The sequence below is a fragment of the Pasteurella oralis genome (assembly GCF_002850605.1).
Classification (GTDB): Bacteria; Pseudomonadota; Gammaproteobacteria; order Enterobacterales; family Pasteurellaceae; genus Pasteurella; species Pasteurella oralis.
Genome location: NZ_NXGB01000001.1, coordinates 252,215 through 266,058 on the forward strand (window position 1 = coordinate 252,215; position 13,844 = coordinate 266,058).

Sequence of the window (13,844 nt, forward strand, 5' to 3'; positions counted from 1 at the left end):
TATTATGCCAACACTTTCTCGCCGTCAGTTTTTTAAAAACAGTTTAATTGCGACCGCACTTTCTACTTTGCCGGCACCTCTTTGGGCAGCGAATCGCCAGCCTTTACGTATCCCACCTTTAATGGAAACACGGCGAGGGCGCCCTATTTTTTTGACGATGCAAGCCGTAGATCATGCTTTGGAAACAGGTAAAAATGTTGAAGCTTGGGGATTCAATGGGCAATATTTGGGACCCACAGTTAAAATTCGCCGAGGCGATTTTGCGAAAGTCAATTATCGTAATAATTTGTCACAAGCTGTTGCCCTCAATATTCAAGGAATACAAGCTTCAAGCGAATTACTAGGTGGTGTAGGGCGTGTTTTACAACCTAAACAAACATGGTCACCAATTATTCCTATTACTCAATCCGCAGCAACTTGTTGGTATCATTCAGTCACCTTAGCCAATTCTGCTTACCAAACTTATCGCGGTTTGGTTGGGATGTGGATTATTGAAGATAACGAAAGTCGTCAGCCGCAGTTACCGCAAAAGTATGGGGTGAATGATATTCCATTAATTTTGCAAGATATGCGTTTGAATAGCAGTGGTTTACAGTTATTTCAACAAAATGAGAACACTTTTTTAGGTAATCGCTTATTTGTAAATGGGCAAGAGGCACCTTATTTAACGGTTCCACGTGGCTGGGTACGTTTACGTTTAGTTAATGCCTCGCTGTCACGTAGTTATGAATTACGTTGTGATGATGAACGAGACATGCATTTAATCGCACAGGATCAAGGTTTCTTACCGCAAGCTAAACGACTAAAATCAATTTTGCTGTCACCAAGTGAACGTATTGAATTATTAATTGATTTGAATGAGGGTGAGAATGTGAGTTTAATTGCTGGCGAAAAGCGTAATTTTATGCATAAATTCACCGCACTTTTTGCCAGTGATGATGAACTGATCGACAATATTATATTAGAACTACGTCCCGAAGGATTAGCCTCTGTATTCTCTAATCAGGCAGTGCTACAGTTTAATACTGATGCGGTTACGCATTTATCTGCTCAAATTGCTCAAGAACGCCAGTTCCATTTTGATGTAAACACGGGTATGGTCAATAATAAACATTTTGATCCAAGACGTGTTACAACAGCTAAATTAGGCACGACAGAACGCTGGACTTTAACGGCTTCTAGCCCAATGGGTTTTCGAATTCAGGGGGCTAAATTTGTGTTAGAAAAGCTTGATGATAACCCATTAGAATTAAATGAAATCGCGTGGAAAGACAGTATTTGGATTACAGGTAAAGTACAAATCTTAGTTAAGTTTGACAATGTCTCTTCAAACAACCATCCATTTATTTTTGGTTCTTCTAATTTAATGTTAGCAGATAAAGGCTGTATTCGATTATTAGTAGTCCAGTAGATTTTATAGAAAAGAAAACCGTTTTAATCAAATTTAAAACGGTTTTCTTATTTTGAGTATAGTTTAATCTAATCTTGTAAAGGACCACTGTTAAACATTGGTAGCCCCATGACTTTTAAACTATCTCGATAAATACCGAGTAAATCTTTAGTTGATATTTTTTGTAGTTCTTCCAACGGTTTATCTAACGAAGCAACCGTTGTTATTGTTAGCTGTTGAGGACCTGATTCCCATAAAGCAATTTCAAATAATGCTTGCCCACGACGCACATGGCTACCTGAACTAATGAGTACTGCTTGTTTAATGTTATGTTTCGCTAAAGCATAGCGAGAGAATAAGGCATTTTCAACGGTCGATCTCGCATAGTCATCGGCGTAAATTCGGTTTGGACTAATCCCTTTGTCAATGAGCCATTGTTTCATTAACTTTCCTTCGGTTTGATTATTTTTTGGTACCCCACCAGTGACAATAATTAACGCATGAGGATTTTGCTTTGCAATTTCTAATGTTTTTTCAAGACGTTCAACTAGAATTTTATTCATACTACCATCTAATTCAAGCGCATAGCCTAAAGTAATAATCGCTGAATTTTCAGGCAGTTTATCTTTTAAATGATCAGTAATGGGTGCCGTTGCAACTTTATCAATTGTCTTAAATACTTTTTCTAATAAAGCATATTTTTCGGGCGCAATGTGTTTAAGTTTACTCGCATAAGTGGAATATTTTTCTTGATTTCCCTTAAAGCGATTCCAGGAGGTTAAATAAATATGTGCTTTGACATCTTCTGGTGCAACAGTTAAAACTTTTTCATATAACTCAATTGCTTTATCAACATTACCATTATAAATATTTGAATTTGCTGCACCAAATAAGAAATCTACTCGATAAGGTTCTAACTCATAAGCTTGCAATAATAGATCAGCAATGCGTTCCATATTGCTTGGTAGTTTTGCCGTAAAGCCTGCATTAGAGACGCGAGCAGGCGAGTTTTGAATGATCACAGCTTGTTCTAACAGTTCATCTACAACTTGGCGCTGAGTTAGAAGTTGCTGATAATTCAGTTGTGGCTGCAGCGTTTGTACTTCAGTTGCACTTATCGCAGAATTTGCGATGAAAGCAGATAGTGTTGTAACTAAGAAAAGTTTAAATGGTTTTTTCATAACTTGCTCCTAATTGAGTTGAGGTAATCAGAGATATCACTTTAAAAAAAGCGGAGTAAAGATGACACATTGAAATAAGGTGTTATTCACTCTCTTTTTATTTTGTTAATAAACTTTCATAAACGTTTAGGCTGACAACTGATTTATGGCATTTCATTGTATTTTCCCCTACAAACGAGTTACTGCCTTCTTATCAATGAATTGGCGACCCAATACTTTTCAAACTCTGGTGATAATAATTTGATAAATACTATTTATCAGATTTAGTTGTTTAAGGCGATTTCTTTAAAAATAAACGTAACACAATCATCGCATACATCATGCTTGGTAAAGCAAACATAGCCGCGTAAAACAGCATCGCTAAACTTTGTTCCCATAAAGAAAGTGCTTGTGCTTCTTGTAAAGGGGCATGCGCGATTAAAAAAGAAAGTGTTACTAATGTATAAAAGAAACTAATTACACCAGAAAAAAAGGCAATTTGAACAAGATTACGTTGATGGTATTGATAACCTATACAAACGAGAGAAAATAAAAATGCAGGAATAGTCGTTAATAGAAAAACATAACTTAGATTATCAAGATTGAACGCATCAAAAAATAGCAAAAATAAAGAAAAAATGCACTGTGTTAAGAGTGGAAAAATAATAAGTGTTTTCTTATTCGTCATTGCTACTATTCCTATTTGTTCATATTGCAGCGTTACTAATATAAGCTAGGAACGCCACAATAGTTGATTTTAACGCTTGGATTTCTTAATAAATTTCATCAAACGTTTACGCTTACGTAACTGATTTGGCGTGAGCTTATTACGTTTACCTGCAAATGGGTTGTTACCTTCTTGGAATAATAAACGAATTGGCGACCCAATAATTTTCAAACTGCGGCGATAATAGTTTGATAAATAACGTTTATAAGAATCAGGCAATTTATCCATTTGATTACCATGTACGACGATAATTGGCGGGTTATAACCACCTGGATGCGCATATTTTAATTTAATTCGACGACCACTCATCATCGGTGGTTGATGCTCGTCAGTTGCCATTTGTAAGATACGTGTCAACATAGAAGTTGTCATTTTCTGTGTTGCACAAGTATAAGCTTCTTGGATCGAATCGAATAGATTGCCTACTCCGCTGCCATGTAACGCAGAAATAAAATGAACACGCGCAAAATCAATAAAGTCTAAACGACGATCAAGTTCAGATTTCACTTGATCTTTAATATCTTGATTTAAGCCATCCCATTTATTGACTACGATAACTAATGAGCGACCCGCATTTAAAATAAAGCCAAGTAAAGAGAGATCTTGATCTGAAACACCTTCACGTGCATCAATTGTTAATAACACGACATTCGCATCTTGAATTGCTTGTAACGTTTTGATTACCGAGAATTTTTCTACTGTCAAATGAACCTTACCACGCTTACGTACGCCTGCCGTATCAATAATCGTATATTGTTGCCCATCACGTTCCATCGGAATATAAATACTGTCTCTTGTTGTTCCTGGTAAGTCGTACACCACAACACGATCTTCGCCTAAAATACGATTAGTTAGGGTCGATTTACCTACGTTTGGGCGTCCAACGATAGCAATCTTAATATTTTTGTCTTGCTCTTCGACATCTTCTGCAAGTGCATCATCTAATAGTGCCGTATCTTCTTCATTAGCGAAATCGAAATCTCGCTCCCATTCATCCTGCTCATCATCTTGCGAAATTTCTGAATTTTCGACCGCACTTTGCTTGCCATCATTTGCATTCATTCGTTCTGCAATTGGTGCTAGTACTTGTTCCATCAAGGCAGAAACACCACGCCCTTGCGAAGCTGCAATTTGCTCTACTTCGCCTAGACCTAATTGATAAAACTCGGCACAATGGGAATCCGCATCAATACCATCTGTTTTATTCGCGACGACAACTGTGATTTTATGTTGGCGTTGACGTAAGTAGTTGGCGATACCAATATCGGCTGAAGTTAAGCCTGCTCGTGCATCCACTAAAAATAACACGACATCAGCTTCTTCGATGGCAAGCAATGATTGCTCCGCCATTTTTTCTTCCACACCTTCTTCTGTGCCATCAATTCCGCCTGTATCAATAACAATAAAATCATAACCAGCAATATTCGCCTGACCATATTTACGATCACGAGTTAAGCCTGGAAAATCAGCAACTAATGCATCACGTGTGCGTGTTAAACGATTAAATAATGTTGATTTCCCTACATTAGGGCGACCAACAAGGGCAACTACAGGCGTTGTCATAAAAACCTCTTTATTTAGAATTTCTGCTTATGGATTCATAGCGCAGTTAAAAATCAAACTATTATAGCGGATTCTGTGAAAGATGAGAAATGGACAAGTAATGAAAATAAAAATTATTTTTTATTAATTTATCAATGCGCGTATTTATAATTTTCTATGAATCACAAAGGTAAAAAATAATGGCTATATAAATAATATCTGTTTTTAAAATTTTATTTTTAAATAATTAAAATGTGATATTGGTCATGGTTTTTGATTCGGCTATATTGACATTTTTTCTTTTAGTATTAATGTTTCTATAATAATTTTTTTGATATGGTTTGATTTACTGCATGACTTATTTAATCATATCAAATGATTAACCAAGAATATTTTTGCTATGTTTAATTTTAAAGTGGTAAATGTTTTTTTGTCTTTTTGTGTTCTTATTCTATTTTATTACTTGTTTTTGGGGATGAGTTGGAATGAGTATAGTTATTTTAATCAATTGATGAGTAAAAATTCAAAACCATTTTTTATTAGCCAAGCGGAGTTTGTCAAAAAGAATAAAGATGGATATTGCTGGAGAGATAGAAAGTATTATTCATTAGATGAACTAAAAGATAAGGCAATGGTTCAATTAAGTTCTATATTACTTTATGAAATATATAGCGCTAGAAATGAAAAATTGGTAAAAGATGGTGGCGAAATTGAGAAAGAATCTGCATATTTTTGTAAGAAAAATAAAGAAGTATGTAGCCTTTGGTTTGTAGCTGGAGATTATACCAATGAAAAATTGAAGAAATATTTATTAAATCACTTTCCTTTATCTCCAATAAATAAAGAAGTCTTAGAAGCGTTTTATGCTAATGAAGTTATTACTCCAGAGTATTTAGAAGATTATATAAGTAATGGTAATCAATATGCATTATTTGGAAATAGTTTCTTAAATAATTATATGCTAGGCTCAGATTGTTGTGCTGTCATAAAAGATAAGCCTCCAGAATTTAAAAATTACAGACTTATTACTGGAGAGAGTAATTTTTCAAAGAGAGGAAATATTCCTGAGCAAGTTGATATCAAGGCTTATGGTATAGGAATATATTATTTTTATTTAGATTATTTTTATTATTTCGTATCAGAATCTTTTGAGGGAGGGAAGCATCATTATGTTAGAGAGTTTAATGATATAAAAGATGTTTATTTTTTAAGTAATTGTAGCGATCTTTTATTTAAGCCATATTATTCAAATTGATTTGATTTTAGTATGTGTTTTTTAATTTCTGTTTTTATAGTTGTAAATAATTTATTTTTACCATAAGGTTTGATTTTAAAAATAGTGAGGTGTTGTTATGGTTAAAATTATTAATAAAAGATATTTTTTTATTATTTCTTTGTTATTTGTTTTGATTTTTTATTATTTAAACTCAAGACATAAGCCAGATCGAGAAGATACACCTCTGTATTCCATTGATTTATCAAAAAAATTTACAAAGGTTATTGATTATCAAACAAAAAAGCATATTAAACATTATAAGTGTTTTGTATTATTGTTTGAACTTAATAGTTTTGAAGAGAAATTAGGTATTTTTCCTGTGGTTTTTAATCCTAAATATAATCCCTACACATTAACTGATGAACAGTTTTATTCTTCTTTAATTATTGGAAAACCTCACTTTTTATTGAATCTGTATAAAGATGGAGAATTAATTTTAAAAAAAGAGATATATATCACAGCTAGTGAATCATCTTTCGGCGAAATTGTGGATGGCAAGAGAATAAGTTTAGGTCAAGCTTATGGGCATTTTAAACCAAGGACATCTGCTTGTTATGATTTTATAGAAAATTCACATTATACAATAGAGTTAATTAATGATACACCATTGCCACAATATCAAGGTGTTGAAACATTCTTTAGCATTAGACATATATACAATAAATAATCTTGAAAACGAGGGAGGCAAAGTATGTCAGAAAATAAATATACTATAACTTTTAAAACTGCTATAAGAGGTCACAAGTATATCAATTATAAGAAGGAAATTTGAAAGACTGGCTATACAAGTCAGTTTGGATAAATAAAAGTAAGTAAAATATTTATTCAGCCCATTAAAAACCACGATAGATGAGAGTTTGATAGAACAGTAATAAAGTGTGAAAAGTTAAAATTTTGAATGAGATCACAAACTCAAGAGAATAATTTTTTTCTGTTATTACTTATGGTATTAAATTAATTATTTTTTATGGTGATAAATTATGATCGATTTTTTAAAGAAACATTATGGTCAAGTGTTATTGTTATTAATCCCAATCCTATTAGGATATTCTATTTATCTTTATTTTTATTTTACTAGGTTTATCTATAAAGAAGATAGAAGAGATTTCCGTTATTACCCGATTTCTTTAACAAATGAATGGATTAAGGTGATTGAGTACGATACTAAACCTAAAGTGAAGCATAAAAAATGTTTTCTTGTTGCATTTAATCATCTCCAGTTAATGGATAATTTGAAAAAGGAATTTGGTGAAAATTATTATAGTGATTTTTATTCTCCAAAATATTCTGCTTATCAAGTTGCTAAATTAAGTGAGAGTGTATTTTATCAAGAAGCTAAAGAAAAACCTAAGTTATTATTAAAGATCTATAAAGATGAGATATTAATAGAAACAAAAGATATTTATTTTTCTTACTTCTTTTCCTTTAGCAGCCTTGAAATTAATGGTGGGGGAATATCTATAGCAGAAATTTTGGGACATTGGACACTTGAGTCTGCAGCTTGTTATGATTTTTCTGAAAATACACATTATAGATTAGAAATAATAAATCAGAGTATTTTGCCGGAATACCAAGATGTGGAAACATTTTTAGTTATTAGACCAGTAGCACATAAAGTTTAATTGATAGCCTTTTATTATCTATATTTAAGGAGAATAATATGCCTGATAATAAATATACAGTAACATTTAAAGTAGCTCAGATGGGAGATGATTATATCGTTCCTATTGCTGGAGATGATAAATCATCAGCAGGTCATCTTTGGTATGTATTACATAAAAATAATGAATTTATTCAAAGTGCAGGATTTCATCCTAAATATAAAGAAATACATGGTCTAGGTGAAATTACCAACTTGGATGAGGGACGTTATGTATCTTCTTTCCCTGCTATAACTATTCAAATTAATCGGCAACAATATGAGACTTTATTAAGATTTGGAGAGTCAAATTCTAATGCTAAAGAAATGGGTTTTGATCCAACGATATACAATGGATTGAAACACAGCTGTGTTCATTATGTTTTTAGAGCATTAGAGCTTATTGGGTATAAATTCACACATGACCCTAGTTGGACATTTCCAATAAACGCATTTGCTAGTATTCGAGCTGTATTAGCAAAAAATAAAGCCATAGAAGTTAAAGAAAATCAGTTATTACCTCTTCGTCCCAATGTAACTCCTAATCCTTTAGTTCCTGGTTTAGTTAATTATTTGCGTTTGAAAAAAGATTATGAAATTATTGGGTATGATGACAGAGCAGATTATATTAAAGGGTCTATGGGAAAAGATCATCTCATAGGCAAAAGTGGCGATGATATTTTAGATGGTGGTAAAGGAAACGATGTATTAGACGGAGGTGATGGTTTTGATGTCTATCATGCAGGTAAGGGCGATACAATTATTGATTCTGATGGGCAAGGGAAAGTCTTGTTAAATAATAAAGTGTTAAGAGGAGGGGAAAGAAATAGTAAAAAAGATCCAGAGGGGGGTTATCGAAGCGATGATGGTACAGTTTATAATTGGACTGGTGGTGATTTGACGGTAGAAGGTGTGACGATTCGCAATTTTAAGGACGGCGACTTGGGGATTCAGTTGAAAATCAAGAATGATAAAAAACCTGATGTTGTTGAAGCTTTCCGTAAGGGAGATTTTGTGACCGCTTCGCCGTTGATTATTGATATGAATGGAGATGGTGTAAAAACGCTAGCGAAAGATAAACATAATGTGTATTTCGATTTAGATAATAATGGCTTTGCGCAGAGTACTGGTTGGGCTAGTCAAGATGATGCACTTTTAGTTCTCGATCGTAATCAAAATAATATGATTGATAATGGCTCTGAACTCTTTGGGAATTATACGCCATTAAAAAATGGAGAAAACGCCACAAATGGCTTCCATGCATTAGCAGAATTTGATGAAAATCAAGATGGTCTTTTAGATAAAAATGATGCTATTTGGGCACAATTGAAATTATGGAAAGACTTAAATAGTAATGGTGTTTCTGAGGCTAATGAACTAATAAATTTATCTGAGTCTGAATTAGAGTCAATTGATTTGGCGTATAAAAATAATAGATATTATGATTCTGGCAATAATTATCATGGTCAAATATCGAAAGTAACTTGGAAAGATAAAACACAAACTGACATTATTGATATTTGGTTTCATAATGATCCAAGTGATGCACGCGCGTTACCAATTAATTCTGCTATTTCTGAAGAGATTGCATTATTACCTAATATTGCTAGCTTTGGTAATATGTATAGTTTACATATGGCAATGGCTTTAAAGCCTTCCTTAGTAGAAAAAGTCAAATCTTATATTCAAGCCTTACCAGAAGATAAAGAATCTTTGTTAGATAGTCTTATTTATAGCTGGGCTGATATTCAGACAATACCAGGTTTACGTGGTTTCATGGATGGTCAGAAATTAGATGTTATTGTAAAGTTAGGTGCGCTTGATAGCTTGACTAAAGCGACTTATGCTGCAGGACCAGAGGCAGCAAAAGTGTTAGAAAAAGAATATCAGAAGTTTCGGCAATATGTTGCAGCTCATATTGAAGCACAAACTACTTATAAATCTATTTTTGATTCGGTTAAATTACGTTATGACTCAACATATCAAAAAGCAGTATATGATTGGACTCAATTTAGCCTTTACATGACTAAATTGAAAGAAGAAGGCAAACATACAGAATTTGAAACCTTAAATAAAATTGCAACGAATTTAGGCACTTATTCAACCGATTTAAACTATAACTACATTGATCGAGTCACATCTGAGGAGGGGAATGAGGGGATAATTGGAACGAAAGGTAATGATACGTTAGTTGGCTCGTCTATTAATGATGAGTTCTATGCAGGAACAGGCAATGATACGATTATTCTAAATCAAGATTGGGGACAAGATATTGTTAGATTATATTGGAAAGGTATTGGTAGCGATATTGATTCCGTTTATTTTAATAATGTTTCGCCAGATGATTTGATTATTAAAATTGTTGATACTGATATGATTATTAGCCATGTGAATGGAAAGGATCAGCTTACTATCGAACAACAATTTAAGGCAGGTTATAGCAACAACTATCGAGAAAATTTTGTTTAGTGATGGTACTGTTTGGGATGCTGACCAAATGAAAGCCGAAGCATTGAAAGGCAGTGCTGGCGCAGATGAAATAGATGGTATAAGTAATAACGATATTATTCGCGCTGGTGAGGGTGATGACATTATTAGAGGTGCTGGTCAATTATATGGCGAAGGCGGCAATGATAAAATATTTATTGTAAATCAGTATTCACCATATTCTGATGAGAAAATTACAGGTAGCTTATTATCTGGTGGTGCTGGAGATGATGTATTAGATGCTGGGGATGGGGGATATTTTTATATTGATACCTCAGATGATTTGGATTCGTTTGATCGAAAAACGATATTTTCAACGAATACATTAGATGGTGGCACTGGTAATGACATTTTGTATGGCTCATATAATAATGAAATATATCATTTTGATGTGAATTTTGGGCAGGATCATATCTATGAGTGCCGTCAAGGAAAAGCTTACAGTAATGTATTAGATTCCTATGATGTTATTCGTTTTGGTGAGGGAATTGCTGTGTCAGATATCCAGTTTATTCGTGACAATAATCATCTTGTTTTAGCTCATCGAAACAATGTTGATCGAATTACAGTGCATAATTATTTTATTGATTGGACACCGCATTATAAAGTCAATGAAGTGATATTTGCTGATGGTACTACATTAGATAGAGAACAAATTGAGGCAAAAGTAATACGTTATGGCTCTGAGAATGGGGATAAGTTATTCGGCACAAATAGCGCAGAAACGATCAATGGTAAAGGTGGGAATGATTACATTGATGGTAAAGGTGGGAATGACCTTTTAGTTGGTGGTTCGGGTGATGATACCTTAGTCGGCGGGATTGGTAATGATATTTTATTAGGTGGTGCTGGTAAAGATAGCTATTTGTATTATGCCGGTCATGGAATAGATGTTGTTAAAACTAATGGGGGAGGAGATGTTTTATTTTTTCAAAATATTAAGCGTTCTCGTTTAAGTTTTCACCGTAATGGAAATGATTTAATTGCATTAGTTGATAAAAATATTAATCAGCAAGTAAGAGTGTTAAATCATTTTGTTGATAGTCAAAGTGCGTTAAGTGCAATTGGTTGCGCAGACGGTTATTTCAATACTGCAACTATTGCTAACAAGTTAACGGTATTGCCACAAATTGAAAGTCAAGTGAATGTACAAGCACAGCAACTTGTTGATAATCTTATACAGACTATAGCAAGTTTTGAAGGAGAAGATGGGGAGGCTATTTCTCTGACAGGAAGTATTAATCCATCGCTTCATACTTTATTAGCCGTGAATGCTGCTGCATAAGAAAAGAGTAAGTAAGAGAGTTGGTTTTTATTACCAACTCTTTTTTATTGCATATCATTTAGTAAAAAGGTGAAAGTGCGGTTGGTTTTTTAAGAATTTTGAACTTAATCACAGAATTGAAATTTTTAACCCGATATAAATTGTGGTTTTTTGAGACTTATGTTAATTAATTTCTTGAACAAAAATAATAAATTAATTTCAATTTAGGTCTTAACATGTCTATACAAACTCCTCCTGATTTAGCGCTTTCTGCGCTAGTAGTATTAGCCAGTTTTCATCGTATTTCTGTCAATCCTCATCAACTGAAACATCAATTTGATATTTATGGTACAGGTTTAAGCAAAGCGAATTGGTTACTTGCAGCAAAAAGTTTAGGTCTGAAAGTAAAAAGTATCAAAAAAGAACCTCATCGTTTACCTTTTTTATCATTGCCTATTATGGTTTGGCGTGATGATGGCAAGCATTTTATTTTAGCGCGTATCGATCAAGAGCATGGACGCTATTTGATTCATGATTTGGAAACAGAAAGTCCAGTCGTATTAAATGAACAAAAATTTAGGGAGCGATATCAAGGTGAAGTCATTGTGGTTGCTTCCCGTGCTTCTGTATTAGGGAGTTTAGCGAAATTTGATTTTACTTGGTTTATTCCTGCTATTGTGAAATACCGCAAAATCATTGTTGAAGTATTAGTGGTGTCTATTGTGTTACAACTTTTTGCGCTCATTACACCGCTCTTTTTTCAAGTTGTGATGGATAAAGTCTTAGTACATCGAGGATTTAGCACATTGAATGTCATTGCGATTGCATTAGCTGTAGTAGTGATTTTTGAAGTTGTACTTGGCGGCATTCGTACTTACGTATTTGCTCACACAACTAGCCGTATTGATGTGGAGTTAGGCGCTAAGTTATTTCGCCATTTATTAACCTTACCGATTTCTTATTTTGAAAATCGTAGAGTGGGAGATACGGTTGCTCGCGTGCGTGAATTAGAGCAAATTAGGAATTTTTTAACGGGTCAAGCATTAACTTCAATCTTAGATTTATTATTCTCTTTCATCTTTATTGCGGTGATGTGGTATTACAGCTTTTGGTTAACGCTAGTTGTATTGATTTCTTTACCTTGTTATGCCATTTGGTCCGCTACAATTAGCCCAATGTTACGTCATCGCTTAAATGAAAAGTTCGCGCGTAATGCGGATAATCAATCTTTCCTAGTTGAATCTGTCAGTGCGATGAACACCATTAAATCAATGGCGGTCAGCCCACAAATGACAGAGCATTGGGATAAACAGTTAGCAGGTTATGTGCACGCAGGGTTTAAGGTCACAAAATTAGCGACGATTGGGCAACAGGGAGTACAGCTAATTCAAAAATTAGTGATGGTTATCAATTTATGGTTGGGCGCCCATTTGGTCATCAGTGGAGATTTAACTATAGGTCAATTAATTGCTTTTAACATGTTAGCAGGTCAAGTTGCGGCACCAGTGATCCGTTTGGCTCAACTCTGGCAAGATTTTCAACAAGTCGGTATTTCTGTGAGTCGTTTAGGGGACATTTTAAATACGCCAACAGAAAACCCGACGAACCGATTAACTCCACCTGAAATCAAAGGTGATATTAAGTTCCAAGATGTGTCTTTCCGTTATCGTCCAAATGGTAATGAGATCCTTAGTCATTTATCACTCTATATTAAAGCTGGTGAAGTGATTGGGATTGTTGGTCGTTCTGGATCGGGTAAAAGTACTTTAACTAAGTTGATCCAACGTTTATATGTTCCTTCAGATGGCAAAGTATTAATTGATGGTCATGATGTCGCATTGCTTGATCCTGCATGGTTACGCCGCCAGATTGGCGTTGTGTTGCAAGACAATATTCTACTTAACCGTTCAATTCGAGATAACATTGCGTTAAGTGAGCCTGCTATGCCGATGGAACGTGTTATACAAGCGGCAAAATTAGCTGGGGCAGATGGTTTTATTGCTGAATTACCAGAAGGATATAACACTATTGTTGGTGAACATGGCACCAGTTTATCAGGCGGACAACGTCAACGTATTGCCATTGCTCGAGCACTTGTTACCAATCCCAAAATCCTGATTTTTGATGAAGCAACAAGTGCCTTAGACTATGAATCAGAACATATTATTATGCAAAACATGAAGCATATTTGTCGGGGACGAACGGTGATTATTATTGCGCATCGTCTTTCTACGGTGCAACAAAGTGATCGTATTTTAGTATTAGATAAAGGACATTTAGTCGAACAAGGTAGCCATCAACAATTATTAGAAAAAAATGGCTTGTACCATTATTTACATCAGCTACAGGCGAATTAGGG

10 protein-coding genes are annotated in these 13,844 nt (G+C 34.2%); 7 read left to right on the forward strand and 3 right to left on the reverse strand.

Going from position 1 to position 13,844, the window contains the following annotated elements:
• Nucleotides 1-4: 4 nt before the first annotated feature.
• Nucleotides 5-1,411 carry a multicopper oxidase domain-containing protein gene (locus C0975_RS01255; RefSeq protein ID WP_101774587.1) on the forward strand — a complete coding sequence of 469 codons (1,407 nt, stop codon included), beginning with the start codon at nt 5-7 and terminating at the stop codon, nt 1,409-1,411.
• Nucleotides 1,412-1,479: 68 nt separating this feature from the next.
• On the opposite strand, the gene C0975_RS01260 is transcribed toward C0975_RS01255, so the two are convergent.
• The 3 genes from C0975_RS01260 to der form a co-directional block, all read right to left on the reverse strand.
• Complete coding sequence (locus C0975_RS01260; protein ID WP_101774588.1) at nt 1,480-2,571, reverse strand: YdcF family protein; 1,092 nt, start codon at nt 2,569-2,571, stop codon at nt 1,480-1,482.
• Between the two features lie 271 nt (nt 2,572-2,842).
• Nucleotides 2,843-3,238, reverse strand: coding sequence for a hypothetical protein (locus tag C0975_RS01265; RefSeq protein WP_101774589.1), 396 nt, complete (start codon nt 3,236-3,238; stop codon nt 2,843-2,845).
• A gap of 69 nt (nt 3,239-3,307) precedes the next feature.
• Complete coding sequence (gene der, locus C0975_RS01270; RefSeq protein WP_101774590.1) at nt 3,308-4,840, reverse strand: ribosome biogenesis GTPase Der; 1,533 nt, start codon at nt 4,838-4,840, stop codon at nt 3,308-3,310.
• Between the two features lie 454 nt (nt 4,841-5,294).
• Between der and C0975_RS01275 the strand changes: the two genes are divergently transcribed.
• The 6 genes from C0975_RS01275 (at nt 5,295) to C0975_RS01300 (ending at nt 13,842) form a co-directional block, all read left to right on the forward strand.
• Nucleotides 5,295-6,074 carry a hypothetical protein gene (locus C0975_RS01275; RefSeq protein ID WP_143485119.1) on the forward strand — a complete coding sequence of 260 codons (780 nt, stop codon included), beginning with the start codon at nt 5,295-5,297 and terminating at the stop codon, nt 6,072-6,074.
• 97 nt (nt 6,075-6,171) lie between these two features.
• Nucleotides 6,172-6,762, forward strand: coding sequence for a hypothetical protein (locus C0975_RS01280; RefSeq protein ID WP_101774592.1), 591 nt, complete (start codon nt 6,172-6,174; stop codon nt 6,760-6,762).
• Between the two features lie 313 nt (nt 6,763-7,075).
• Nucleotides 7,076-7,717, forward strand: coding sequence for a hypothetical protein (locus C0975_RS01285; RefSeq protein WP_101774593.1), 642 nt, complete (start codon nt 7,076-7,078; stop codon nt 7,715-7,717).
• A 38-nt stretch (nt 7,718-7,755) separates the two neighbouring features.
• Complete coding sequence (locus tag C0975_RS01290; protein ID WP_101774594.1) at nt 7,756-10,203, forward strand: calcium-binding protein; 2,448 nt, start codon at nt 7,756-7,758, stop codon at nt 10,201-10,203.
• Nucleotides 10,196-11,506, forward strand: coding sequence for a calcium-binding protein (locus tag C0975_RS01295; protein WP_167383017.1), 1,311 nt, complete (start codon nt 10,196-10,198; stop codon nt 11,504-11,506). The genes C0975_RS01290 and C0975_RS01295 overlap by 8 nt, the downstream gene beginning before the upstream one ends.
• Nucleotides 11,507-11,721: 215 nt before the next feature.
• Nucleotides 11,722-13,842 (forward strand): type I secretion system permease/ATPase, encoded by a 2,121-nt coding sequence (locus C0975_RS01300; RefSeq protein ID WP_101774596.1) that lies wholly within the window; start codon nt 11,722-11,724, stop codon nt 13,840-13,842.
• The last annotated feature ends 2 nt before the right edge of the window (nt 13,843-13,844 follow it).

Excerpts from the sequence above, each read along its gene's own strand:
- C0975_RS01255 (WP_101774587.1), top strand. The coding sequence starts at position 5 with ATGCCAACACTTTCTCGCCGTCAGTTTTTTAAAAACAGTTTAATTGCG.
- C0975_RS01260 (WP_101774588.1), bottom strand. The coding sequence starts at position 2,571 with ATGAAAAAACCATTTAAACTTTTCTTAGTTACAACACTATCTGCTTTC.
- C0975_RS01265 (WP_101774589.1), bottom strand. The coding sequence starts at position 3,238 with ATGACGAATAAGAAAACACTTATTATTTTTCCACTCTTAACACAGTGC.
- der (WP_101774590.1), bottom strand. The coding sequence starts at position 4,840 with ATGACAACGCCTGTAGTTGCCCTTGTTGGTCGCCCTAATGTAGGGAAA.
- C0975_RS01275 (WP_143485119.1), top strand. The coding sequence starts at position 5,295 with ATGAGTTGGAATGAGTATAGTTATTTTAATCAATTGATGAGTAAAAAT.
- C0975_RS01280 (WP_101774592.1), top strand. The coding sequence starts at position 6,172 with ATGGTTAAAATTATTAATAAAAGATATTTTTTTATTATTTCTTTGTTA.
- C0975_RS01285 (WP_101774593.1), top strand. The coding sequence starts at position 7,076 with ATGATCGATTTTTTAAAGAAACATTATGGTCAAGTGTTATTGTTATTA.
- C0975_RS01290 (WP_101774594.1), top strand. The coding sequence starts at position 7,756 with ATGCCTGATAATAAATATACAGTAACATTTAAAGTAGCTCAGATGGGA.
- C0975_RS01300 (WP_101774596.1), top strand. The coding sequence starts at position 11,722 with ATGTCTATACAAACTCCTCCTGATTTAGCGCTTTCTGCGCTAGTAGTA.